A 24,798-nucleotide genomic window follows, 5' to 3' on the forward strand; every position below is an offset into this window, starting at 1 on the left:
GAGGCGATGACGGACCTTTCGATTCGCGCTTGCGCCCGGCTGCTGCTCGCGGTGGCGGCGCTCGCCGCGCTGTGCGGCGCCGCGCCCGCGAGCGCGGAGGTGCTTCGGCTCAACCAATCGCTCTGCCATGCCGTCAGCCCGATCGAATCGGCGGACGCCAGCCTGTCGACGCTTCGCTTTTCGTGCAGCGGGACGCCGGCGGGGTATCAGCACGACAGCTTGTGGCTGCGGTCCGACCAGCGGCAATGGGCCAGCGGGCAGCGTTCGGTCGCGCTGATGGTGCATCATTCGCGCTTCGACCGGCTCGCGGTCGCCTTTTCCTATGCCGACGGCGCGGTGCGCTGGCAGCAGGTCCGGCAGGGCGATTATGGTTCGCATTGGCGGGCGGGCGGGCAGATCGTGTTCGAGGCACCGGACCGCCCCGCGTCGGTGACGGCGATCACGATGCGCTTCGACCGGCTCGCCGCCCACGACCTGGTGCGCGCCCATATCCTGTCGCGCGACCAGAGCAGTATGCAGGCCGCGGGCATGGCGGCGGCGACCGGCGCCGCGCTGATGCTCCTGCTCGTCAGCGGCATCTACAGCCTGTCGCTCGCCGTCGCGGTACGGCGCCAATATCTCGCCTGGCAAGCCGCGTGGGCGGCAACGATGCTCTTGTGGGGAACGCTGTGGTCGCAGATTCATCTGGCGCTGCTCCCCTTCATGGCGGGCACCGTCTCGGCCCAACTCTGCACTTTCCTCGCCTGCCTCGCGATCGCGGTCGCCACCGCGAGCGCGGTGACGGCGCTCGACCGCAGCGGCGTTCCCGCCGCGCTGCGCCGGGCAACGCTGGCGCTCGGGGCCGGCGTCGGACTGGCGGGCATACCGCTCGCGCTGATGCAGTCCGGCGACCTCGGCTATTGGGGCGAGGTGCTGGGCCTCGCCATCCTCGCCAACCTCGCCGCCGTCGCGATCTGCCTTGGCTGGGGCTGGCGGCGCGGTTCGATCGAGGCGCGCGATTTCGCCGCTGCCTGGTGCCTGCCGATGGCGGTGCTCGCCTTCATTCACCTCGTCGATGTCGAGAACGGCTTCTGGGGCGGCGGCTCCAAGCTGGCCGTGCTGCTCGCCGCCACCTGGCAGGCGCTGTGGCTGTCCGCCGCCGCGACCCGCCGGCTGGCCTCGCTGCGGATCGAGCGCGATCACGCACGCGCGGCCGAGGCGCAGGCGCGCGAACTGGCGCGCCGCGACCCGCTGACCGGCCTTCCCAACCGCCGCGGGTTCATCGAAAGCGTGACGCCGCTGCTCGACCGCGCGCGCGCGGACGACCTGCCGGCGGCGCTGCTGCTGGTCGACATCGACCGCTTCAAGTCGATCAACGACGTCCATGGCCACGATATCGGCGATGTGGTGCTGTGCCGGATCGCGCGCCGGATCGCGCGATGGGAAGGTTCGATCTGCACCGTCGCGCGCCTCGGCGGCGAGGAATTCGGCCTGCTGACGATCGGGATGGAGGGCATAGCGCTCGACCGCTTCGCCGAGAGCGTCCGGCGGGAGATCGCCGCCTGCGACCATAGCGCGTCCTTGGGCGACCGGACCGTCACCGCCAGCATCGGCGTCGCCGAGGTCCGTCCCGCCTGCGATTTCCAGCGGCTGTACAAGATCGCCGACGACGCGCTCTATGAAGCGAAGCACGCAGGGCGCGACCAGGTGGTGCTGCAGCGCCATACCGAAAGCGGCGGACCGAAGCCCGACCTGCCCGACCGCGAGGCCGTGCCGCTGGGCTGAGGCGCTGGGCTATGGCCTGTCGGGATTCAGTTTTTTTCGCAAAACAAAACCACGTGCTCCCGCGAAGGCGGGAGCCCAGAGCGGATGAAATCAGGGTCTGCGTTCCACCGCACTGGGTCCCCGCCTTCGCGGGGACACGCCCATATGCGTCCGCAAACACCCGAATCCCCACAGGCTATAAGGGAGCATCGGCCGGGGGAGTCGGCCGTCAGAGGCCGAACTTCTCCCGATAATATTGGACGCGCGTCGCGCGCAGCGCCCGAACGCCGAGGCGGTCGTAGGCCCGCTGCCACGAGGCGAACTCCTCAAGGCTGAGATTATAGCGCTCGCACGCTTCGTCGACCGTGATCAGCCCGCCCTCGACGGCGGCGACCACCTCCGCCTTGCGGCGGCTGACCCAACGCCGCGTGTTGCGCTTCGGCAAATCCGCCAGCGTCAACTCACTGCCCATCGGTCCGATCACCGACGCCGGCCGAATCTTCTGATTTTCGAGCACCACGACACTCCGTTCGGCGGCCTTCGGCCGCATGGCGCCCCCCGCGTTTTCCCGAACCCGGTCTATCCGATCGTCGTAAAGGAAGGGTTAGGCGATCGGGGCGGCCGGTCGCGGGCCGGGCACGATCCGTCGCGCCGGGACCGACGTTCCGCGTTCGGCACGCCCCATCGCCGTCAGGGCAGACGCCGCGCCCCGGCTTCGCGCAGCGCGGCGATGGTCGGATAGCCGTCGACCGCCATCAGCAGGTCGGCCTCGGCCAGCAGCGAGCGCAGCACATGCGCGGCGCCTTCGGCACCGCCCAGCGCCAGCCCATAGCTGTACGGCCGTCCGACGCCGACCGCGGTCGCGCCGAGCGCCAGCGCCTTCGCCACGTCGCTGCCCGACCGGACCCCCGAATCGAACAGCACCGGCGTGCTGCCGGCGGCCGCAACGACGTCGGGCAGCATGTCGATCGCGGCGATGCCGCCATTCGCCTGCCGCCCGCCGTGGTTCGAGCAATAGATGGCGTCGGCGCCGCCATCGATCGCGCGGCGGGCATCGTCGGGATGGCAGATACCCTTGAGGACGATCGGCAGTTTGGTCAGCGAGCGCAGCCAGGGCATGTCGTCCCACGTCAGCACCTTGCCGAAGGTGCCCGCCCAGGTCATCACGCCGGTGCGCACATCCTCTTCGGGCGGGCGGCCAACCATCGTGCGGAAGCGGGGGTCGGACCAATAGTTGGACAGGACGTGCCCGCGCAGCTGCGGGAAATTCGAATCGTTGAGGTCACGCGGTCGCCAGCCCGTTACCCAGGTGTCGAGCGTGACGATGATCGCCTTGTATCCCGCCGCCTCGGCACGGTGGACGAGGCTCTCAGCCAGTTCCTTGTCCTTCGGGGTATAGAGCTGGAAAAAGCCCGGCGTGTCGCCCATCGCCGTGGCGACGTCCTCCATCGGATCGTTCGACAGCGTCGAGGCGGTCAGCGGCACCCCGGTCAGCGCCGCGGCGCGCGCGGCGGCGATGTCGCCATGCCCGTCCTGCGTGCAAAGGCCGGTGACCCCGATGGGCGCCATGAACAGCGGCGTCGGCAGCGTCATGCCGAACAGATCGATCGACAGGTCGCGCACCGAGCAATCGACCATCATCCGCGGCACGATGCCCCAGTGCCGAAAGGCCGAGGCATTGCTGTCCTGCGTGAACTCGTCGCCGCAGCCGCCCTGGACATATTTGAGCAGCGACGGCGCCATCGCCGCCTGCGCGCGCGCCTCGAGCCCCGCGAAATCGACAGGATATTTGGGCAGCACGCCGCTGAGCCCGCCGAAATAGATCTCGTGCTGAAAATCGCCGTAGTGCGCCATGGCCGCCCTGTCCCCTTTCGTTGATCGACGCCGATGATAAGCCGATCGCGCCGCGCGCGTCCATGCATGGATTGCATTGCGGCGTCATGATCCGATCCGGCATGGCCGCCCGCGCGCCGGCGCGCTAGGGACGAACGCATGACCGACAAACGCCTCTGCCGCCGCCTGGGAATCATCGGGACCGGCCGGGTGGCGCACGCGCTGATGCTGGCGCTTGCTCCGTATGCCGACCTGCCGCCGCTCGTCTGGGGCCGCTCGCGGGAGCAGGCCGAGGCGCTCGCCCGAGAGGCTGCCGGCGCGGCCGCCACCGACCTGCGCGCGATCGCCGAAGCGTGCGACCTGATCGTCATCGCGGTCGCGGACGACGCGGTTGCGGCCATGGCGGCCGGGCTGGCGCGCGATCTGGCGCCTCCGCATGCGCCCTTCGTCTTTCACGTCAGCGGCCGCAGCGGCGCGGCGATTCTCGATCCGCTGGCGGCAGCGGGAGCACAGATCGCGGCGATCCATCCGGTGATGACCTTCACCGGCAATCCGCGCGCCGAAATCGAGCGGATGGCGGCCGCGCATTTCGCGGTCACGGTCTCGGACCCCGCGACGCTGCCGCGCGCCCGTGCGGTGATCGAACGGCTCGGCGGCACCGCGGTCGAGATCGCCGAGGCGCAGCGCACCCTCTACCACGCCGCGCTCTGCCACGCCGCCAACCATCTGGTGACATTGCTCGCCGGTGCGTCGCAGGCCTTGCGCACCGCAGGCGCCGACGCGCCCGAGGCGATGCTGGCGCCGCTGGTCCGCGCCGCACTGGAAAACAGTCTGGCGCACGGCTTTTCCGCGCTGTCGGGGCCGCTGCTGCGCGGCGACGGCGACACGATCGCCCGGCACCTCGCCGCGATCGACGCCGATTACCCGGCGCTGGGCGCCCCCTATCGCGCCATGGCGCGCGCCACGCTCGACGAAATGGAGCGCGACGGCCTCGCCGCGGCTTCGCCGGCGATCCGCACCCTGCTGAACTGACGGCAGACCGGCCGGCAAGCCGTGCGGTCGATCGCAGATAGGGAAAAATGGGGACGACTACTTATCCCGGCCCGTTTTTCACGGCGAGAAACAACTAACGATCGACGGCTTACCTGTTGCGCCGGTCATCAATTGTTTTTCGGCATTGTTCCGCACCGTCCGTGCCGTGTTCCGCGCCGTCCAAGACGGGCGCTGGCGGGCATGGCAATCGGCAAGGGCACATAGCCGCCGCGAGAGACGATGCAACAGGGTCGCCGGGCCGAAAAGGCACGGTTCAACGCACATCTCACGGTCCATAACAAGGAGACCCTGACCGTGCACAAGACGCGTATTTCGACCCTGCTCCTCGCCGCCACGCCCCTGGCGCTCGCCCTCCCCGCGCCCGCCTGGGCCGACCCCACGCCCGAATGCAATGCCGGAAGCGGCGCCAATTCGACCGAATGCGGCGTGAACAGCCTCGCGAGCGGGGAGAAATCGACCGCCATCGGCGATTCGGCGGCCGCCATCGGCGACAATAGCGTCGCGATCGGCGCAGGTGCCTATGCCAACAAGAAGGACGCAACGGCGCTGGGCACCGAAGCCTACGCAACCGGCGTGGAAAGCACGGCGCTGGGATCCGGCGCCTATGCCAACAATGAAGGCGATACCGCGCTGGGTTCCAATGCCAATGTCGCCGGCGCCCATGGCACCGCCGTGGGCGGATTGGCCGTGGCGCAAGGCGAATCGAGCACGTCGCTCGGCTACCACGCCGCGGCCGTCGGCGCGAGCGCCATGGCGCTTGGCGCCGACAGCCGGGCTGAAAAAGACGGCACGGCGATCGGCACCACCGCGCAGACCGGCGTTAAGGGCGTCGCCGTCGGCAGCGCGGCCGAAGCCGATAGTTATGGCGTCGCCGTCGGCACCACCGTGCACGCCGGCGTTGGGGGTGTCGCCTTGGGAGGCGAGGCCAAAGCCGGTACGTATAGCGTCGCCGTCGGCTCCAGCAGCACCGCCGGCGAATACGCCGCGGCGTTCGGCTACTACGCAAGAGCCGCCGACCATGGCTCGGCCTTGGGATTTGGGGCGGAGGTCACGCAGGCGAACGGCACCGCGCTCGGCACCGCGACGGCCTCCGGCGCTGACGGCGCGACCGCCGCGGGATATATGGCCAAGGCCATTGGCGATGGCTCCACCGCCCTTGGCACTTACGCTGAGGCCAGCGGCACCGATAGCGTCGCGCTGGGCGGGCAGAGCGCGGCCAACGGCAATGGCGGCGTCGCCATCGGCTTTCAGACCGTCTCCGATATTCAGGCGGTCGCCTTGGGTTTCGGCGCGAAGGGCAATGCGATCAACACCGTCGCGATCGGCACCGACGCCGTGGCCGACAGCGGCGCGGCGGTGGCGATCGGTGCCGGCTCCCTAGCCGAGGACGGCAGCGCGGTCGCGATCGGCTTTCAGCAACTGGCGTCGGGCAACGGCGCGGTGGCGATCGGCGATCCCAATGTCGCGAGCGGCACCGGGGCCGTCGCCATCGGCGCGGACAATACCGCATTCGGCGACGGCGCGGTGGCGCTCGGCAACCGGTCGGTCGCGAAAGGCGACGGCAATGTCGCGCTGGGCAATGCGGCGTCTGCGACCGGCACCAATGCCGTGGCGCTGGGCGCCGGGTCGGTCGCCGATCAGGACAATGTCGTCTCGGTCGGCGCGGCGGGCGCGGAGCGGCGCGTCGTCAACGTTGCGGCTGGCACGGCGGCCACCGATGCCGTCAATGTCGGCCAGGTGAACAGGGCCGCCACCGCGGTCACGACCGCGCTGGGCGGCGGGGCGGCCTATGATGTGGGAACCGGAGTCATGTCCGCGCCGACCTATATGGTCGGGGGAGCCGCCTATCATGACGTCGGATCGGCGATCGCCGCGATCCACGATGGCGTGTCGCAACTGGATAGCCGCGTCCACGCGCTCGAAAGCGTCTCGACGGAGGGATTCCGGCGGGCCAACGGCGGCATCGCGACGGCGATGGCGCTGGGGGGTACGATGATCGTGCCGGACAGCGATGTTTCGGTCTCGTTCAACCTCGCGACCTATCGCGGCGAACAGGGCTTTTCCGGCGCCGTGGTCGTCCGCGCCGCGCCGCGCGTCTATATCAGCGGCGGCTTTGCGGGGTCCACCGTCAAGGGCTCGACCGGCGGGCGCGTCGGCATAGCCTTCGGCATGTAGGGGGTGATGGGCCCTGGCCTTGCGCAAGGCCAGGCCCACCCCAATCAAAACAGGGCGGGCGTGGGAGCCGGTTCAGCCTGAACGGGATAATTTCCCGGCAGCCGGGCCATATGTTCGCGATGCTGTTCGGAAATGGCGCACCCGGAACGATTCGAACGTCCGACCCCCAGATTCGTAGTCTGGTGCTCTATCCAGCTGAGCTACGGGTGCGTGGAGCGGTGCCTTTACGGGCAGTCGCGGGGGGGCGCAACCCCCTATTTCGCCTTTTTCGACCGGCGAACAGGGGATCGCGCCGCCGCGGCGATCAACCGCGTTTCAGCGCCGCCTGCGCCGCCGCGAGCCGGGCGATCGGGACGCGGTAGGGCGAGGCGCTGACATAGTCGAGACCGGTCCGCTCGCAGAAATGGATGCTCGGCGCATCGCCGCCATGCTCGCCGCAGATACCGAGCTTGATGCCCGCGCGCGCGCCGCGGCCGCGCTCGGCCGCGATCTCGATCAGCTGGCCGACACCCTCGACGTCGATGCTGACGAAGGGGTCGGTGACGAAGATGCCCTTGTCGACATATTGGGTCAGGAAGCGGCCCGCGTCGTCGCGGCTGACGCCGAGCGTGGTCTGGGTGAGATCGTTGGTGCCGAAGCTGAAGAATTCGGCCGCCTGCGCGATTTCCCCCGCCATCAGCGCGGCGCGCGGCAGTTCGATCATCGTGCCGACCAGATAGGCGATCTCGCGGCCCTTCTCCGCGAACACCGCCTTCGCCGCCGCATCGACGACCGCCTTCATCAGGTCGAATTCGCGGCGCGTGGCGACGAGCGGGATCATCACTTCGGGAACCGGCGCCGAGCCGGTCTCGGCAGCGACGTCGCATGCCGCCTCGAAGATCGCCCGTGCCTGCATCTCGTAGATTTCGGGATAGGTGACGCCGAGGCGGCAGCCGCGATGGCCGAGCATCGGGTTGAATTCGTGCAGTTCGCTCGCGCGCGCCTTGAGCGCCTCGATTCCGACGCCCGCCGCGGCGGCGACCTCGGCGAAATCCTCTTCGCGCGTCGGCAGGAATTCGTGCAGCGGCGGGTCGAGCAGACGGATGGTGACCGGCAGGCCCGCCATCACGCGGAAGATCGCGGCGAAATCGCCGCGCTGCTCGGGCAGCAGCTTGGCGAGCGCGGCGCGGCGGCCATCCTCGCTGTCGGCGAGGATCATCTCGCGCACCGCCGCGATGCGCGCGGCGTCGAAGAACATATGCTCGGTGCGGCAAAGCCCGATGCCCTCGGCCCCGAAATCGCGCGCGACCTGCGCGTCGGCGGGGGTCTCGGCGTTGGTGCGGACCTTCATCCGGCGCACCTTGTCGGCCCAGCCCATCAGCGTGCCGAAGTCGCCGACCAGTTCGGGAAGCAGCGTCGGCACCTCGCCCGCCATCACCTCGCCGGTCGAGCCGTCGAGGGTGATGACGTCGCCTTCGCGCAGTTCGCGCCCGGCGACGCGCAGCACGCGCGCCGCGCCGTCGATGCTGAGCCCGCCCGCGCCCGAGACGCAGGGACGACCCATGCCGCGCGCGACGACCGCCGCGTGGCTGGTCATCCCGCCGCGCGCGGTCAGGATGCCCTTTGCGGCGTGCATGCCGTGAATATCCTCGGGCGACGTCTCGATGCGGACGAGGATCACCGCCTTGCCCATTCCCGCGGCCTTTTCGGCGCTGTCGGCGTCGAACATGATCTCGCCCGACGCGGCGCCGGGGCTCGCCGGCAGCCCCTTGGTCAGCACGTCGCGCGGCGCCTTCGGGTCGAGGGTCGGATGGAGAAGCTGGTCGAGCGCGCCGGGATCGACGCGCTGCACCGCTTCCTGCTCGGAGATCAGCCCTTCGGCCGCCATGTCGACCGCGATCTTCAGCGCCGCCTTCGCGGTGCGCTTGCCGCTCCGCGTCTGGAGCATCCACAGCTTGCCGCGCTCGACGGTGAACTCGATGTCCTGCATGTCGCGATAGTGGTTTTCGAGCGTGTCGAAGACACTGCCCAGCTCGGCGAAGGTCTCCGGCATCGCCTCTTCCATGCTGAGCGGCTTGGCGCCGGCCTTCTCGCGCGCCGCGCGGGTCAGATATTGCGGCGTGCGGATGCCCGCGACGACGTCCTCGCCCTGCGCATTGATCAGCCATTCGCCGTACCAGGCGCGCTCGCCGGTCGCGGGGTCGCGGGTGAAGGCGACGCCGGTCGCCGACGTATCGCCCATGTTGCCGAACACCATCGCCTGCACATTGACCGCGGTGCCCCATTCGCCGGGGATCGCGTTCAGGCGGCGATAGACTTTCGCGCGGTCGCTTTCCCAGCTCGCGAAGACGGCGCCGATCGCGCCCCACAGCTGATCCTTCGGCTCCTGCGGGAAGGGTGCGCCGGTCTCGCGCTGCACGATCGCCTGATATTCGATGACGAGCGCCTGCCAATCCTCTGCCGCCATCTCGGTATCGAGATAGAAGCCCTTGTCTTCCTTCGCGGTTTCCAGCGCTTCCTCGAACGCCGCATGGTCGAGGCCCATGACGACGTCGGCGTACATCTGGATGAAGCGGCGATAGCTGTCCCACGCGAAGCGCGGGTCGCCCGACGCCTCGGCGAGCCCGGCGACGGTGCGGTCGTTGAGGCCGAGGTTGAGGACGGTGTCCATCATCCCCGGCATCGACACGCGCGCACCCGAGCGGACCGAGACGAGAAGCGGATTGGCGGGATCGCCGAAGGTGCGGCCGGTCAGCCCCTCGATATGCGCGATGCCGCTCGCGACCTCGTCGGCCAGGCCGGCGGGGAACTGCTCCGCATTGTCGTAATAGGCGGTGCAGACCTCGGTGGTGATGGTGAAGCCCGGCGGCACCGGCAGGCCGATCGAGGCCATTTCGGCCAGGTTCGCGCCCTTGCCGCCCAGCAATTCCTTCGCACGCTCGGCCGTCGTGGCCGTGCCGCCGAACAAATGCACCATCGTCGTCATGTCATGCTCCTGCTGCCCCGGGGAGGAGGGTTGGCGGGGAAATAGGGACGCCACGCCCTATGGTCGATTCAGATTTGCTTCGCGCACTATAAGGGATGCCGCATAGCCATGGCATCAGCCCTCGATCTTCGAGAAATCGGCGACGCCATGGACGGCGCCGGTAAATCGGGCGAGCAGGCCCAGGCGATACGCCCGGACTGCAGGATCGGGATCGTTGACCATCACGCCCTCGAAGAAAGCGTCGATCGGCGCGCGGAGCGTCGCAAGGGCCGCCATGGCATCGGTGAAGCGCTCGGCGTCGACCGCGGCCGACGCCGCGGGTTCGGCGGCATCGAGCGCGGCGAGCAGGGTTGCATCGACCTCGGTAGGCGCGGTAGCGGCAGCGGCATCGGTCACCTCGCCCGCCTGTTTCAGGATATTCGCGGCGCGCTTGTAGCCCGCGAGCAGATTGGCGCCGTCGTCGGTCGCCATGAAGGCCTGCAGCGCCTGCACGCGCGCAAGCAGACGAACGAGATCGCCCTCGCCGGCGCCACTTTCTTGCTTGGCGGCGAACACCGCGTCGATCAGGTCGTGGCGGACGCCGGCCTCGCGCTGCTGGACCTTGAGGCGATCGGCGAAGAAGTCGAGCAGTTCCCCCTCCCCGACCGGGAAACGCAGGCTATTTTCGGTCACGATCCGAATGATGCCGAGCGCAGCGCGGCGGAGTGCGAACGGGTCCTTCGATCCGGTCGGTTTCTCGTCGATCGCGAAGAAGCTGCGCAGCGTATCCAGCTTGTCCGCCAGCGCCACGGCCACCGTCACCGGCGCGGTCGGCACCTCATCGCCCTGCCCGACCGGCTTGTAGTGATCGCGGATCGCGTCGGCGACGGCATCGGGCAGGCCTTCGGCGCGGGCGTAATAGCCGCCCATCAGGCCCTGCAATTCGGGGAACTCGCCGACCATCTCGGTGACGAGGTCGGCCTTCGCCAAGCGCGCCGCGCGTTCGGCTTGGTCAGCCAGTTCCTTGCGCGACACTTCCGTGTTCCCCCGCGAAGGCGGGGGTCCAGAGCTTGCATCCGCAGACGCCGGCGCATCACCGCCCTGGGTTCCCGCCTGCGCGGGAACACACGAGGGAGCGACGACACCCTCTTCCACCAGCCAGCGCGCGAGCTTCGCGACGCGCTCGACCTTGTCGGCGACGGTGCCGAGCTTTTCGTGAAAGGTGATGTTCGCCAGCTTCTCCGCGTGCTGCGCCAGCGTCTTCTTCTGGTCCTGTTCCCAGAAGAAGCGCGCATCGGACAGGCGCGCGGCGAGAACCTTGCGGTTGCCCGCGACGATCGCCGCGCCGCCGTCGCTCGCGGCGATGTTCGCGGTGCAGACGAAACCGTTCGCCAACTTGCCGTCGGCACCGGTCACGACGAAATATTTCTGGTTCACCCGCGCCGTGAGCTGGATCACCTCGGGCGGCACCTCGAGGAAGGTCTCGTCGAAGCGGCCGAGCAGCGGCACCGGCCATTCGGTGAGCCCGGCATTCTCGACCACCAGCCCTTCGTCCTCGACGAGCGTCAACCCGGCGTCGGCCGCGACCTTCGCCGCGCCTTCGCGGATGATGCGGGCGCGTTCCTCCTGATCGACGATGACATGGCAGGCGCGCAGCTTGTCGGCATAATCCGCCGCCGAGCCGATGGTGATTTCGCCCGGGCAATGGAAGCGATGGCCGCGCGTCGCGAAACCCGCGGAAATCCCGCCAATTTCACACGCAATCAACCGTTCGCCGAACAGCGCGACGATGCCCGACAGCGGCCGCACCCAGCGCAGGCTGTCGCTGTTCGCACTGTCGCGGCCCCAGCGCATCGACTTGGGCCAGGCGAAGGCACGGACGATCGCGGGAATCGCCTCCGCCAGCACCTCGTTCGTTGCACGGCCGGGCTTGTCGATCACCGCGAACCAGACGCCGTCGCGGTCTTCGAGCCGGTCCTGCGTCAGCCCGGTCTTGCGCAGGAAGCCCTCGAGCGCCTGCGGCGGCGCGCTGGTGCGCGGACCCTTCAACTCCTCGCTGACCGCGGCGGTCGCGTCGGGAAGGTCCTTCGCGATCAGCGCGAGCCGGCGCGGGGTCGACCAGACGGTCAGATCGCCGACCGCCAGCCCCGCCGCCGCCATCCGGGCGCGGAACAGCTTTTCCAGCTCGGCGCGCGCGCCAGCCTGCATACGGGCGGGAATTTCCTCGCTGCGCAGTTCGAGAAGGAAGTCGGTCATTGCACATCCTCCCCGCTTGCGGGGAGGGGGACCATGCCGGAGGCATGGTGGAAGGGGCTATCGGCCTTGAGCCGAAGCAGCGCGACGACGCCGTCCATATTTTCCAGCACATCCTTTGCCGTCACGCGAACGACCTCAAATCCTTGCGCTGCCAGGCGTGCCTCACGCGCGGCGTCACGAGCCGGTGCCGTCCCGCGATCATGCGCCTCGCCGTCGATTTCGACGATCAGTCTTGCAGCCATGCAGCAGAAATCCGCGACATAGGGACCGACCGGGTGTTGACGACGGAATTTCGCGCCCAGTTTCTGGCCGCGCAGTTGCTCCCACAAGAGAACCTCGGGCAAGGTCATTTCGCGGCGGAGTTTGCGGGCGGCATAGACCTGCGGGCGTTGCAGGCTCCGCGAGCCCCCTCCACCACGCTGCGCGTGGTCCCCCTCCCCGTTCCGGGGAGGATTTTGGACGGCCATCACAGCGTCCATCCCGGCCAGGCTGCGGTCCAGCGGTCGGACTGGCTGTCGATCCACGCCTTGCAGCTTCCCTTGGCGAGGTCGCGGACGCGGGCCATGTAGTTGGCGCGTTCCTGCACGCTGATGACGCCGCGCGCCTGGAGCAGGTTGAAGAGGTGGCTCGCCTCGATCGCCTGGTCGTAGGCGGCGAGCGGAACCTGTGCGGCGATCGCGCGCTCGCATTCGGCCTCGGCCGCCTTGAAGCCCGCGAACAGCGTATCGGTGTCGGCGACCTCGAAATTCCATTTCGAGAATTGCCGCTCATTTTCGAGGAACACGTCGCCGTAGCTGACCCCCGGCACGTCGCCAACGGGGTCGGAGAAGCGCAGGTCGTACACATTGTCGACGCCCTGGATATACATGGCGAGGCGTTCGAGCCCGTAGGTCAGCTCGCCCGCGACCGGCTTGCAGTCATAGCCGCCCATCTGCTGGAAATAGGTGAACTGCGACACCTCCATCCCGTCGCACCACACTTCCCAGCCGAGTCCCCATGCGCCCAGCGTCGGCGATTCCCAATCGTCCTCGACGAAGCGGATATCGTGGAGCAGCGGGTCGATGCCGATCGCGGCGAGGCTGCCGAGATACTGGTCCTGAATGTCGGCGGGCGACGGCTTCAGGATCACCTGATACTGGTAATAATGCTGAAGGCGGTTGGGATTCTCGCCGTAGCGGCCATCGGTCGGGCGGCGGCTCGGCTGGACATAGGCGACATTCCACGGCTCCGGCCCCAGGCTGCGCAGCGTCGTCGCCGGGTGAAAGGTCCCCGCCCCGACGCGCATGTCATAGGGCTGAAGGATCGCACAGCCGCGCGCACCCCAATAGGCATGCAGGGTCAGGATCACGTCCTGAAAGCTGAGGGGTCGCTTCGCTTCGGCGTCGGCCACGGCCGCATTTCCTTCGCAGGTGCAAAATCGCCGCCGCATTGGCGCAGCAGCGGCGCAGGGTCAAGGCTCCGCTCCCGATCGGCACGGAGGAAAATCACCAGCCGTGTCAGGCTAACCCAACTTTTTGTCATGTTTTATTGACATGGTCAGTGAATCGCGACATATAGTCATGGAAACCTGACAAAACGACAGGCCAACATGACTGTCACTTCGATGAAGGAACCGATGCCATGACGACTCGCGCCGCCATCCTCGCCCTGACGCTCGCCCTCGGCGGTTCGCCCGCCTTTGCCGCGAGCGCCGATGCCGATACCGGCCGCATCGCGGTCCGCACCGCCGACCTCGACCTCGCTTCGGCGCGCGGCCGGACGCAACTCGACGCGCGGCTGAAAAGCGCGGCGCGCCAATTGTGCCGCACGGGTCTGCGCAGCGTCGCCGACCGCGCGATCGAAGCACAGTGCATCGCCGAGACGGTCGCCGGCGCGCAACCGCAAGCGGCGAACGCCATCGCTCAGGCCGCGAGGGGGGAAGCGCAGATGGCGCTGATGATGGTGGCGTTGTCGCCGCGCGCATGAGATGGCGGCTGCCTGGCGGCACGACGAGCCCTGGAGGCGCCGATGAACAACAAGTTGAAGATATTGCGCGCGATGCGCAACTGGAGCCAGGCCGAACTGGCCGAGCGGCTCGATGTGTCGCGGCAGGCGGTCAATGCGATCGAAACGGGCAAATACGACCCGTCGCTGCCACTCGCCTTCAAGCTGGCGCGCCTGTTCGGCATGCCGATCGAGGAAATCTTCGACGATGGCCAGAAAGGACATGCCGATGACTGATGCAGAAACCCCGCGCCCGCGCCGCCCGATGTCGCCGCGCCGTCGTCGCTATTGGAAGTCGCTGGGATTTGCCGCGCTGGTCGGCGGGCTTATCGGCGGCTGGCTCGTGGTCGACCAGCCCGAAGGGCGCGGCCTGACCGAGATGCTCGCGACCGGTTCGCTCACCCCCGGCTTCGCGATCGCGGCCGCGCTTTGCTGGACGATCGGGCTCGCGATCGCGATGATCCTCTATCACCGCGCGATCGACGATCATGAGGAGCATGCCTGGCTGTGGGCGAGCACGGCGGGATGGTATGCCCTGATGTTTCCCGCGCCCGTATGGTGGGTGCTGCACCGCGCCGCACTGGCACCGTCGCCCGACGCGATGCTGCTGTTCCTGCTGACGCTCGTCGTCAATGCGGTCGTCTATCTCTGGCTCAAATTCCGCTGATCCCGCCGCGCTTGCTTTCCCCATTTCCCTTGCGGCACATACCCCCGAACGGATGAAAGGCTTTCCCCGAATGAAAAACCGAACGAAACCCTGGCTCAAGACGCTTGCCGCCGCGTGCGCGCTGCTTCCCCTCGCGCTTGGCTCGGCCGCCCCCCTTGCCTTCGCGCAGGTCGACGAACCCGCTGCCGCCGCCCCAGCAGCACCGGCCGAAACCCGCGCCGCGCCCGCGCTGTGGGTGGTGAAGGACGAGGATACGACAATTTACCTCTTCGGCTCGATCCACGTGCTGAAACCGGGGCTGAGCTGGTTCGACGGCGCGGTGAAGCAGGCCTTCGATGCCTCCGATTCGCTGATGCTCGAGGTCGTGCTGCCCGAGGACGAGATGGCGGCCGCCAAGGCGACGATCCCCCTCGCGCTCGACCAGAGCGGCAGGACGCTGTCGTCGCGGCTCGAACCCGATGCGCTGAAAGCCTATCAGGCGGCGCTCGCCGGGCTGGGCATCCCGCCGGCGCAGTTCGACGCGTTCAAGCCCTGGTTCGCCGCGGTCACACTGTCGGTGCTGCCGCTGACCAACCTCGGCTACGATCCCGAACAGGGCGCGGAAAAGACGCTGACGCGCGCGGCCAAGGCCGCCGGAAAGCCGATCGAGGGTCTGGAGACGCTGGAGGAGCAGCTCGGTTTCTTCGACACGCTGCCGGAGGATCAGCAGGTCGCCTACCTCAACGCGACGGTCAAGGACATCGACCAGCTCGGCCCGACGATCGACAAGCTGGTGACGCTGTGGAGCAACGGCGACCCCGATCAGCTTGCCGTGCTGATGAACGAAAGCATGACCACCACGCCCGAACTGGCGAAGATCCTGCTGGCCGACCGCAACGCGCGCTGGGCCGAGACGCTGCAGGCGCGCATGGAGCAACCCGGCACCCTGTTCGTCGCGGTCGGCGCCGGACACCTCGCCGGACCGCAAAGCGTGCAGACCTATCTCCAGCAACGCGGATTGGCCGCGACGCGGGTCGAATAGGGATGACGCGGCGCCGTTGGCATCGGCGCCGGGGCGGCCGCGCGGCGGTCGCCCTCGCCTTCCTGCTGTTCGCCGGGTGCGGTTCGGCCGAACCGCCGCGCGAGGCGCGACCCGCGATGTGGCTGGTCGCCGATCCCGATACGCGCATCTATCTGCTCGGCACGATGCACGCACTGCCCAGGGGGACCGACTGGCACGGCGGCAAGGTCGCCGAGGCGATGCGCGCCGCCGACGCGCTGGTGATGGAATTGTCGCCCGACGAACTGGCGGCGGCCGGGGAAGTCTTCGGACAGCTTGCGCCGCGCAGCGCGCCGCTTGCGATCGACCGGCGCCTGTCGGGCGAAGCGCTCGGCGGCTATCGCAGGCTGGAGGCGAAGGGCGGCGGCTTCGGCGGCGACCGCCTCGACGACTGGGCGGTGATGGTGCTGATGGGCCAGCGCACGGCCGCGCTCGCGAAGCTATCGCCCGACGCCGGCGTCGAAGCCGGCCTGACCGCCGCTTTCCGCGACGCGGACAAACCGATCGGCGGGCTGGAGACCGCGAAGGCGCAACTGCTGCTGTTCGAGACGCTGCCGCCCGAGGCGCAGCGCACGCTGCTGGAGCGCGCCGCCAGCCGCGCGGACAGCGCGCCGCGCGAGGTCGGCGCGCTGGCCGACGCCTGGTCGCGCGGCGACGTCGCGGCGCTCGAAGCGGTCATCAATGCCGACGTCGAGGCGGTGCCCGCGGCGCGCAAGGCGATCCTGACCGACCGCAACCGGCGGTGGAGCGCGTGGGTGAAACGGCGGATGGACCGCCCCGGCACGCTGCTGGTCGCGGTCGGCGCGGGGCATCTGATCGGCCCCGAGGGCGTGCCCGCGCTGCTGGAGGCCGACGGCCTGACGGTGACGCGGGTGCAGTAGATCGCGCCATTTCGCGCCGGCGGCTTGCCTTTTCGCCCTTTCCCCGCTATGCGCCCGCGCTTCCGTCATGGTCATCCCTGGAGGCGTGGCGGATTGTGCAACCGTTTCTCGGAGAAATGATATGAGCGATCAGCTGACGCTGACGGCCGAGACGCGCGAACGTGCAGGCAAGGGAGCCTCACGCGAGCTGCGTCGTAATGGCCGCGTCCCCGCCGTCGTCTATGGCGGCAACGAAGACCCCCTGATGATCCACGTCGAGGAAAAGCTGCTGATGAAGCAGCTGATGACCGGCGTGTTCCTGAACTCGGTGGTGATGATCGAGGTGGGCGGCAAGACCATCCGCACCCTGCCCAAGGACGTCGCTTTCCATCCGGTCAAGGATCGTCCGATCCATGCCGACTTCCTGCGCGTGTCGAAGGACACCAAGGTGCAGGTCGGCGTTCCCGTGCTGTTCGCGAACGAGGAGAAGTCCCCGGGCCTGAAGCGCGGCGGCGTGCTGAACGTCGTGCGCCACGAGCTGGAACTGATCTGCGAAGCGGACAAGATTCCCGACGACATCACGATCGACGTCACCGGCTTCGACGTCGGCGAGTCGATCCACATCAGCCACGTCACCCTGCCGAAGGGCGTGGAAAGCGCGATCACCGATCGCGACTTCACCATCGCGACGATCGTCGCCCCGTCGGCGCTCAAGTCGAGCGACGGCGACACGACCAAGGATGAAGGCGAAGCCGCCGAAGGCGAAGCCTGACACCAACACTTCAACCCCTCCCCTTCCGGGGGAGGGGGCATATGCGAAGAGGCGGCGATTTCGGCGAAACGCCGCCTCTTCCCGCTTCGTCATGCTGAACTTGTTTCAGCATCCATGGTCCGACCTCTCCCTCTGCGCCGCGCCAGTTTCGAGGGCAGGCCATCGACCCTGAAACAGGTTGGCGTTTATACCCTTGAGACAGGGACGCTGGTGATCCCCGGCGAAAGCCGGGGTCCATGCGAGGCAGGCGCACGTAGCTGGACCCCGGCTTTCGCCTGCCAAACAGGTTCAGGGTGACACGACAGGGAGTGAGGGGTTTTTGACATGCAGCTCTGGGTCGGCCTCGGCAATCCCGGTCCCCAATATGCGATGCACCGCCACAATGTCGGCTTCATGGCCGTCGACGTCATCGCCGACGCGCACGGATTCGCGACGCCCGCGAAGAAATTCCAGGGCTGGGTGCAGGACGGCCGGATCGGCCGCCACCGCATCCTGCTGCTCAAGCCGTCGACCTTCATGAACGAAAGCGGCCGCAGCGTCCGCGCCGCGCTCGATTTCTACAAGCTGACGCCGCAGGACGTCACCGTCTTCTATGACGAGCTCGACCTTGCGCCGATGAAGGTGAAGGTGAAGCGCGGCGGCGGCGCGGCGGGGCATAACGGCATCCGCAGCCTGATCCAGCATATCGGCGACGATTTCCGCCGCGTGCGCATCGGGATCGGTCATCCGGGGCACAAGGACCGGGTGACCGGATATGTGCTGGGTCCTTACCACAAGAGCGAGATCGAGCCGCTGACCGACCTGCTGGGCGCGATCGCCGCCGAGGCGGGCGGCCTGGCGGACGGCGACGACGCGCGCTTCCTGAACGACCTTGCGCTGCGGCTGAACGACTGAACGACGATTGGCACATGCGCCCGGCTGGGGCATGATGGCGCCGAAAGGAGTTTCGCCGATGCCCCGTCCTTCGCGCCCCGATCGCCGCCAACTACTCGCCGGGGGCGCCGCGCTGGCCGCCGCAGCCCCCGCCCTGCTTCACGCCGCCGCGCCGCCCGCGCCCGGAGCGCTGAAGGGCCGCACCGTCCTGATTACCGGCACGTCGAGCGGATTCGGCCGGATCGGCGCGCTGCATTATGCCCGGCTCGGCGCGAAGGTGATCGCGACCATGCGCAACCTGCCGCGTCCCGAGGCGGACACGCTGGCAGCGGAAGCGGCGAAGGAAAAGCTCGACCTGCATATTGTCGAAATCGACGTGACGAGCGACGATTCGGTTGCCGCGGGCACCGCAAGCGCGCTCGAAGCCGCGGGCGGACGCATCGACACGCTGATCAACAATGCCGGGGTCGGCATCTCCGGCCCGATCGAGGTGCAGGACATGGAGGCGACGCACCTTGCCTTCAATACGAACGTCATCGGCATGCAGCGGATGATTCGCGCGCTGCTGCCGCAGATGCGCGCCGCCAGGGCCGGGCAGATCGTCAACATCTCGTCGCAGCTCGGCCGGGTGATCGTCCCCGGGGGCGGCCATTATTCGGCGACCAAGTTCGCGGTGGAGGCCTTGTCCGAACAGCTTGCCTATGAACTGGTGCCGCACGGCATCGAGGTGACGATCATTCAGCCCGGCGGCTACCCCACCCGCGTCTGGCAGAACCGCAACGTCTATACCGGCGCGCTGAAGGAACGCAGCGATCCCGAGCGGCTGGCGGCCTATGAGCCCTTCACGCGCGGCATGGGAACCGAGGACGGCAGCGGACGCAGCGCCGACCCCGCCGACGTGCCGCACGCGATCGCAGAGATCATGGCGATGCCCGCGGGCACGCGCCCGCTGCGCCGCGCGGTCCATCCGGGGCCCAAGCCGCAGGAGGCGATCAATCGCGTCGCGGCCGAGGTGCAGGTCGCATGGCTGGGCGGCAGCCCGCTGGGGCCGCTGGTCCGCGCGGTGCACGACTGAGGTCCGGCCCAGCGCCCTTCTCTGCCCCCCTTCTTTCGGGCCCGTTCGGCACGAACCGGCGGGCCGGGATCATCGCGCTCTGGAAAAAGCGATGCGAAACGGCTAGCGCGCCTGCCATCGGCGCCCGACCGGCGCCCAATATGACCGAAAGACGAGATTCATGGGTTTCAAATGCGGAATCGTCGGGCTGCCCAATGTCGGCAAGTCCACCCTGTTCAACGCGCTGACCGAGACGCAGGCGGCGCAGGCGGCGAACTACCCCTTCTGCACCATCGAGCCCAACATCGGCAATGTCGCGGTGCCCGACGACCGGCTCGACAAGCTGGCGGCGATCGCGGGTAGCCAGAAGATCATTCCGACGCAACTCGCCTTCGTCGACATCGCCGGGCTCGTGCGCGGGGCATCGAAGGGCGAAGGACTGGGCAACCAGTTCCTCGGCAACATCCGCGAAGTCGATGCGATCGTCCACGTCCTGCGCTGTTTCGAGGATGACGACATCCAGCATGTCGAGAACAAGGTCGACCCCGTCGCCGACGCCGAGACGGTCGAAACCGAATTGCTGCTGTCCGACCTCGAAAGCCTCGAGAAGCGCGTCCCCGCCTTCCAGAAGAAGGCGACCAGCGGCGACAAGGAGGCCAAGGCCGCGGCCTCGGTGCTCGGCCAGGCGCTCGACCTGCTGCGCGCCGGCAAGCCCGCGCGGCTGACCGAGCCGAAGGACCCCGAAGAAGAACGCATCCTCCGCCAGGCGCAGCTTCTGACCACCAAGCCCGTCCTGTATGTCTGCAATGTCGAGGAAGCGAACGCCGCGACGGGCAACGCGCACAGCGACGCGGTGTTCGCGCGCGCGAAGGCCGAGGGTGCGCAGGCGGTGCTCGTCTCCGCCGCGATCGAGAGCGAACTGGTCGGCATGGAGGCCGGGGAGCGGATGCTGTTCCTCGAAGAGATGGGGCTGCACGAAACCGGTCTCGCGCGCGTGATCCGCGCCGGGTACGAACTGCTCCACCTGCTGACCTTCTTCACCGTCGGACCGAAGGAGGCGCGCGCCTGGACCGTCTACACCGGCGCGACCGCGCCCGAGGCGGCGGGCGAAATCCACAGCGATTTCCAGAAGGGCTTCATCCGCGCCGAGGCGATCGCCTTTGCCGACTATGTCGCGCTGGGTGGCGAAGCGAAGGCGCGCGAAGCGGGCAAGCTGCGCGCCGAGGGCAAAGGCTATGTCGTGCAGGACGGGGATGTGATGCACTTTCTGCATAGCTGACGGAATCTCCCCCTCCCGCAGGCGGGAGGAGCGAGGGTGGGCCGGCGACGTCGCGGCTGCCCACCCCGCTGCGACTAGCGGACAAGCCCGTAAGTCTCGCTGCCCCTCCCGCGAGCGGGAAGGGAATCTATGGTTCGAACGCCGCCAGTATCGGGCATGGCCCGCGGCCGTCCCCGGCATCGCTCGCCGCGCACTGGTCGGCGAGGCGGGCAAGTGCGGCGCGGGTTTCGGTCATCTGCGCGATCTTCCGATCGAGCGCGTCGATCCGCTGGCGCGCCAGCCGGCGCACGCGGGCGCGGTCGTTGCTTTCCTCCAGCGCGAGCAGGTCCGAAATCTCGTCGAGCGTGAAACCCGCCGCCTGCGCCGAGCGGATGAAGCGAAGGCGCCGCAGGTCGTCGGCGCCATAGCGCCGAATGCCGCCGCCCCAGCGCTCGCCGCCACTGCGCATCGGCGTCGCCATCAGGCCGCGCCGCTGGTAATAGCGCACCGTTTCGACCCCGACACCGCCCGCCGAGGCCAGTTTCCCGATCGTGATCTGCATCGCTTGACTCCGTACCATGGTACGGACGGTATAGGAGCCGCATGACGAAACAGGCAATCCTCTATCGCATGGTCATGCCCGACCATATCTGCCCTTACGGGCTGAAAGCGAAGCATCTGCTGAAAAGCCGCGGCTTCGCGGTCGACGATCGCTGGCTGACGACGCGCGCCGAAACCGACGCCTTCAAGGCCGAGCATGGCGTCAAGACGACCCCGCAGACCTTCATCGACGGGGTGCGCATCGGCGGTCACGACGATCTGCGGCGCCATTTCGGGCTGAAGGTCGCCGACCCCGACGCGACCAGCTACACGCCCGTGATCGCGCTGTTCGCGATGACCGCGCTGATGGCGCTCGCGACGAGCTTCGCGGCCTATGGCGACGCCTTCACGCTGCGCGCCGCCGAGTGGTTCGTCTCGTTCAGCATGATCGTGCTCGCGCTGCTCAAGCTGCAGGATGTCGACAAGTTCGCGACGATGTTCCTGAACTACGACCTGCTGGCGCGCCGCTGGGTGCCCTATGCCAGCATCTATCCCTTTGCCGAGGGATTGGCCGGGGTGCTGATGACCGCGCATGCCCTGCCCTGGCTGTCGATCCCGGTCGCGCTGTTCATCGGCGGCATCGGCGCGGTGTCGGTGTTCAAGGCGGTCTATATCGACAGGCGATCGATCAAATGCGCCTGCGTCGGCGGCGGCAGCAAGGTACCGCTGGGCTTCGTCTCGCTGACCGAGAATCTGGGCATGATCGCGATGGCGCTATGGATGATCGGAACGCTGCCGTGAGCGACGCCATCGGACGTCGTGCGCTGATCGCGGGGGGAGCCGCCGCGGCGCTGACCCCGTGGCTGCCGCTGTGGGCGAAGCCGGTTTCGGCCGGCCTGCCGACCGTCTCCGGCCCCGACGTCCGGCTGACGATCGCGCATCAGACGCTGACGCTCGACGGACGCGATCATCATGCGATCAGCATCAACGGCACGATCCCGGGACCGCTGATCCGCCTGACCGAAGGCACGCAGGCGCGCCTTCACGTCACCAACCGGCTCGACGAGGACAGTTCGATCCACTGGCACGGCCTGATCCTGCCCTTTCACATGGACGGGGTGCCGGGGATCAGCTTTCCGGGTATCGCGCCGGGGGCGACCTTCACCTATGAATTCCCGGTGCGGCAGGCCGGCACCTATTGGTATCACAGCCATTCGGGATTGCAGGAGCAGATGGGGCATTACGGCCCGATCGTCATCGATCCCGCCGGCGCCGATCCCGTCGCGCACGACCGCGAGCATGTGATCCTGCTGTCCGATTTCAGCCCGCTGCATCCGCACGCCATCTTCCGGAAGCTCAAGCAGATGGGCGGTTATTTCAACCACCGCAAGCAGACGCTTTCGGGCCTGCTGGCGGGGCGCGACCAGCCGCTGAAGGACCGGATCGCGTGGGGCGCGATGCGGATGGACCCGACCGACATCAGCGACGTCACCGCCGCCGCCTATCGCTATCTGGTCAACGGCCACGGCCCCGCCGACAATTGGACCGGGCTGTTCCGCGCCGGCGAGCGCGTGCGGCTGCACATCATCAACGCCTCGGCGATGACGACCTTCAACATCCGCATTCCCGGCCTGCCGATGACCGTGGTACAGGCCGACGGATGCAACGTCCGCCCGGTGACGGTCGACGAATTCCAGATCGGGGTCGCCGAGACCTATGACGTGATCGTCACGCCGGGGGACCGCGCCTATACGCTGGTCGGCGAGACATCCGACCGGTCGGGCATGGCGCGCGCGACGCTGGCCCCACGCGCGGGCATGGCGGCCCCGGTCCCGGCCCTGCGCCCGCGTCCGGTGCTGACCATGAAGGATATGGGAATGGGCGGCATGGACCATGGCGGCGGCCCGGCCTGCGCCCCCGAACATGCCGCTATGGGGCATTGCACGCCCGATGCGGCCAGCGGCAATGGCGGCGGCATGGATCACGGCATGCGCGACATGACGCTGGCCCCGACGGTCAGGGACACGCCGGCGGTGCAGAGCATCTCGCCGATGCCCGCCGATCGCACCGGCGAGCCGGGGGTGGGCCTCGAAGGAGTCGAGAGGGCGCTGACCTATCGCGATCTGATCGCGCTCGACCGCAATCCCGACACGCGCACGCCGACACGGCAGATGCAGATCCATCTGACCGGCAATATGGAACGCTATATGTGGGCATTCGACGGGGTGAAGATGAACGAGGTCAAGGCCCCGATCCCCTTCACGCAGGGCGAGCGGGTGCGCGTGACGCTGGTCAACGACACGATGATGACGCATCCGATCCATCTGCACGGCCATTTCTTCGAGCTTGTCACCGGCAAGGGCGACCATGCGCCGCGCAAGCATACGGTCAACGTGCAGCCCGGCGGCAAGCTGAGCTTCGACCTCACCGCCGATGCCTATGGCGACTGGGCCTTCCACTGCCACCTGCTTTATCACATGCACGCCGGGATGATGCAGGTGGTGACGGTGCGCCCGGCGGGGGACGCGGCATGAGCCTGCTCGCGATCCTGCTGATGGCGGCGCAGCATCCGGCCGCCGCCGCGCCCGCCTGCACGCCCGACCACGCGGCGATGGGCCATTGCACGATGGCGCCACCGCCCGAAAAGCCGGCGCCGGAAGAGCCTGCGACCGCCTGCTCCGCCGAGCATGCGGCGATGGGCCATTGCACGATGGACCCGGCACCTCCGCGCCACGAACCGAACGCACCCGGCTGCACGGCTGAGCATGCCGCCATGGGGCACTGCACACTGGAAACGCCGCCGCCGGTACCGGCGAACCCCGCCGCCCCCTGCCCGCCCGAGCACGCCGCGATGGGCCATTGCCGGCCAGCCGAAGCCGCGCCGCCTTACCCCATGATCCCCGACCAACCGGTGGGCGATGCGCCCGCACCTTCCGCGCCGCGCGTCGATGCCGCCGACCGGCTGTTCGGCGCCGAGGCGATGGCCGGACCCCGCGCGCGCCTTTATGCCGAGCATGGCGGCGGCCGCTTTTCGCGCATCATGGTCAACCTCGCCGAATGGCGGGCGCGCAAGGGCCGCGATGGCTACGCCTGGGAAGCCGAGGGGTGGTTCGGCGGCGACATCGATCGGCTGGTAGTCAAGAGCGAGGGCGAAGGCGATTTCGGCGGTGCGGTCGAGGGAGCCGAGGTCCAGGCGCTGTGGAGCCGCGCCATCGGCCCCTATTTCAACCTGCAGGCGGGCGTCCGGCAGGACTTCGGCCCCGGCCCTTCGCCGACGCATGCCGTGATCGGCTTCGAAGGCCTCGCCCCCTATTGGTTCGAGATCGAGGGCGCGCTGTTCCTGTCGGACAAGGGCGACGCGGCAGCGCGGCTGGAGGCGAGCTACGACCAGCGCATCACCCAGCGGCTGATCGCGCAGCCGATGGCCGAAATCGAACTGGCCTTTCAGGACGTGCCCGAGCGCGCCGTCGGCGGCGGCCTGTCGGGTATCGAACTGGGCCTGCGCCTGCGCTATGAGGTCGCGCGCGAATTCGCGCCCTATGTCGGCGTCGCGTGGGAACGCAAGCTCGGCCGCACCGCGCGGATCGCACGCGCCGCCGGTGAAAAGGCCTCGCACCCCGCGTTCGTCGCGGGGGTGCACCTCTGGTTCTGAGAGCGGCCGGGCATCATGCACGCCTGTCATTGAAGTCGCATCGGGCTCGGCTATCTGGCACTATCCGATTCGTCCTTCCCGTCCGCGGAGCCTGCC

General features: G+C 68.4%; 22 protein-coding genes and 1 tRNA gene. 15 read left to right on the forward strand and 8 right to left on the reverse strand.

Annotation, left to right across the window (positions count from 1 at the left end):
- Window positions 1–6 precede the first annotated feature (6 nt).
- The gene (locus ABS88_RS15445) at window positions 7–1,764 is read left to right on the forward strand and encodes a GGDEF domain-containing protein (protein ID WP_286750092.1); all 1,758 of its coding nucleotides are present in this window, start codon (window positions 7–9) and stop codon (window positions 1,762–1,764) included.
- A gap of 208 nt (window positions 1,765–1,972) precedes the next feature.
- Here the strand turns inward: ABS88_RS15445 and sciP are convergent, their stop codons facing one another.
- Together sciP and ABS88_RS15455 are read right to left on the reverse strand one after the other, a co-directional pair.
- Window positions 1,973–2,260: a CtrA inhibitor SciP gene (sciP, locus tag ABS88_RS15450; protein ID WP_067109134.1), complete on the reverse strand. Its 288-nt coding sequence runs from the start codon at window positions 2,258–2,260 to the stop codon at window positions 1,973–1,975.
- Between the two features lie 173 nt (window positions 2,261–2,433).
- Window positions 2,434–3,597 carry an alpha-hydroxy-acid oxidizing protein gene (locus tag ABS88_RS15455; protein ID WP_076074904.1) on the reverse strand — a complete coding sequence of 388 codons (1,164 nt, stop codon included), beginning with the start codon at window positions 3,595–3,597 and terminating at the stop codon, window positions 2,434–2,436.
- Between the two features lie 138 nt (window positions 3,598–3,735).
- Here ABS88_RS15455 and ABS88_RS15460 point away from each other — a divergent pair, with 138 nt between their 5' ends.
- Both ABS88_RS15460 and ABS88_RS15465 read left to right on the forward strand, forming a co-directional pair.
- Complete coding sequence (locus ABS88_RS15460) at window positions 3,736–4,608, forward strand: Rossmann-like and DUF2520 domain-containing protein (protein WP_076074901.1); 873 nt, start codon at window positions 3,736–3,738, stop codon at window positions 4,606–4,608.
- Window positions 4,609–4,923: 315 nt separating this feature from the next.
- Window positions 4,924–6,804, forward strand: coding sequence for a YadA family autotransporter adhesin (locus tag ABS88_RS15465; RefSeq protein WP_158682226.1), 1,881 nt, complete (start codon window positions 4,924–4,926; stop codon window positions 6,802–6,804).
- Window positions 6,805–6,937: 133 nt separating this feature from the next.
- On the opposite strand, the gene ABS88_RS15470 is transcribed toward ABS88_RS15465, so the two are convergent.
- The 5 genes from ABS88_RS15470 to ABS88_RS15490 all read right to left on the reverse strand — a co-directional run bounded on the left by ABS88_RS15470 (window position 6,938) and on the right by ABS88_RS15490 (window position 13,433).
- Window positions 6,938–7,014 (reverse strand) — tRNA-Arg (locus ABS88_RS15470).
- 94 nt (window positions 7,015–7,108) lie between these two features.
- Window positions 7,109–9,769 carry a pyruvate, phosphate dikinase gene (gene ppdK, locus ABS88_RS15475; RefSeq protein ID WP_067109065.1) on the reverse strand — a complete coding sequence of 887 codons (2,661 nt, stop codon included), beginning with the start codon at window positions 9,767–9,769 and terminating at the stop codon, window positions 7,109–7,111.
- Between the two features lie 114 nt (window positions 9,770–9,883).
- Window positions 9,884–12,004 carry a glycine--tRNA ligase subunit beta gene (gene glyS / locus ABS88_RS15480; protein ID WP_104959734.1) on the reverse strand — a complete coding sequence of 707 codons (2,121 nt, stop codon included), beginning with the start codon at window positions 12,002–12,004 and terminating at the stop codon, window positions 9,884–9,886.
- Window positions 12,001–12,471 (reverse strand): endonuclease domain-containing protein, encoded by a 471-nt coding sequence (locus ABS88_RS15485; protein ID WP_082797088.1) that lies wholly within the window; start codon window positions 12,469–12,471, stop codon window positions 12,001–12,003. The genes glyS and ABS88_RS15485 overlap by 4 nt, the downstream gene beginning before the upstream one ends.
- A complete protein-coding gene (locus ABS88_RS15490; RefSeq protein WP_067109058.1) occupies window positions 12,471–13,433 on the reverse strand; it encodes a glycine--tRNA ligase subunit alpha in 963 nt (320 codons plus the stop codon). The genes ABS88_RS15485 and ABS88_RS15490 overlap by 1 nt, the downstream gene beginning before the upstream one ends.
- Window positions 13,434–13,624: 191 nt before the next feature.
- On the opposite strand from ABS88_RS15490, the gene ABS88_RS15495 reads away from it, so the two are divergent.
- The 9 genes from ABS88_RS15495 (at window position 13,625) to ychF (ending at window position 20,531) form a co-directional block, all read left to right on the forward strand.
- Complete coding sequence (locus ABS88_RS15495; protein ID WP_067109056.1) at window positions 13,625–13,969, forward strand: UrcA family protein; 345 nt, start codon at window positions 13,625–13,627, stop codon at window positions 13,967–13,969.
- 42 nt (window positions 13,970–14,011) lie between these two features.
- Window positions 14,012–14,224 (forward strand): helix-turn-helix transcriptional regulator, encoded by a 213-nt coding sequence (locus tag ABS88_RS15500; protein ID WP_067109053.1) that lies wholly within the window; start codon window positions 14,012–14,014, stop codon window positions 14,222–14,224.
- The gene (locus tag ABS88_RS15505; protein WP_158682228.1) at window positions 14,217–14,654 is read left to right on the forward strand and encodes a hypothetical protein; all 438 of its coding nucleotides are present in this window, start codon (window positions 14,217–14,219) and stop codon (window positions 14,652–14,654) included. Before ABS88_RS15500 ends, ABS88_RS15505 begins: the two co-directional genes overlap by 8 nt.
- Before the next feature lie 70 nt (window positions 14,655–14,724).
- Window positions 14,725–15,675, forward strand: a complete 951-nt coding sequence (locus ABS88_RS15510) for a TraB/GumN family protein (RefSeq protein WP_076074893.1) — start codon at window positions 14,725–14,727, stop codon at window positions 15,673–15,675.
- 2 nt (window positions 15,676–15,677) lie between these two features.
- Complete coding sequence (locus ABS88_RS15515) at window positions 15,678–16,574, forward strand: TraB/GumN family protein (RefSeq protein ID WP_076074891.1); 897 nt, start codon at window positions 15,678–15,680, stop codon at window positions 16,572–16,574.
- Window positions 16,575–16,695: 121 nt separating this feature from the next.
- A complete protein-coding gene (locus tag ABS88_RS15520; RefSeq protein WP_104959736.1) occupies window positions 16,696–17,325 on the forward strand; it encodes a 50S ribosomal protein L25/general stress protein Ctc in 630 nt (209 codons plus the stop codon).
- A 324-nt stretch (window positions 17,326–17,649) separates the two neighbouring features.
- Entirely contained in the window at window positions 17,650–18,219 is a 570-nt protein-coding gene (pth, locus tag ABS88_RS15525; RefSeq protein ID WP_104959737.1) for an aminoacyl-tRNA hydrolase, read from the forward strand.
- Window positions 18,220–18,277: 58 nt separating this feature from the next.
- Window positions 18,278–19,273: an SDR family oxidoreductase gene (locus tag ABS88_RS15530; RefSeq protein WP_104959738.1), complete on the forward strand. Its 996-nt coding sequence runs from the start codon at window positions 18,278–18,280 to the stop codon at window positions 19,271–19,273.
- Window positions 19,274–19,433: 160 nt separating this feature from the next.
- Window positions 19,434–20,531, forward strand: coding sequence for a redox-regulated ATPase YchF (ychF, locus tag ABS88_RS15535; protein ID WP_076074879.1), 1,098 nt, complete (start codon window positions 19,434–19,436; stop codon window positions 20,529–20,531).
- Between the two features lie 127 nt (window positions 20,532–20,658).
- Here ychF and ABS88_RS15540 read toward each other — a convergent pair whose 3' ends face one another.
- Window positions 20,659–21,072, reverse strand: a complete 414-nt coding sequence (locus ABS88_RS15540) for a MerR family transcriptional regulator (RefSeq protein ID WP_076074877.1) — start codon at window positions 21,070–21,072, stop codon at window positions 20,659–20,661.
- 41 nt (window positions 21,073–21,113) lie between these two features.
- On the opposite strand from ABS88_RS15540, the gene ABS88_RS15545 reads away from it, so the two are divergent.
- The 3 genes from ABS88_RS15545 to ABS88_RS15555 are packed head-to-tail and all read left to right on the forward strand — an operon-like array spanning window position 21,114 to window position 24,702.
- On the forward strand, window positions 21,114–21,851 hold the full coding sequence (locus ABS88_RS15545) for a glutaredoxin family protein (protein WP_104959739.1): 738 nt from the start codon (window positions 21,114–21,116) through the stop codon (window positions 21,849–21,851).
- Window positions 21,848–23,584, forward strand: coding sequence for a copper resistance system multicopper oxidase (locus ABS88_RS15550; RefSeq protein ID WP_502686154.1), 1,737 nt, complete (start codon window positions 21,848–21,850; stop codon window positions 23,582–23,584). The genes ABS88_RS15545 and ABS88_RS15550 overlap by 4 nt, the downstream gene beginning before the upstream one ends.
- Window positions 23,581–24,702 (forward strand): copper resistance protein B, encoded by a 1,122-nt coding sequence (locus ABS88_RS15555; RefSeq protein ID WP_083675062.1) that lies wholly within the window; start codon window positions 23,581–23,583, stop codon window positions 24,700–24,702. Before ABS88_RS15550 ends, ABS88_RS15555 begins: the two co-directional genes overlap by 4 nt.
- Window positions 24,703–24,798 lie beyond the last annotated feature (96 nt).

Source organism: Sphingopyxis sp. SCN 67-31 (assembly GCF_001725095.1).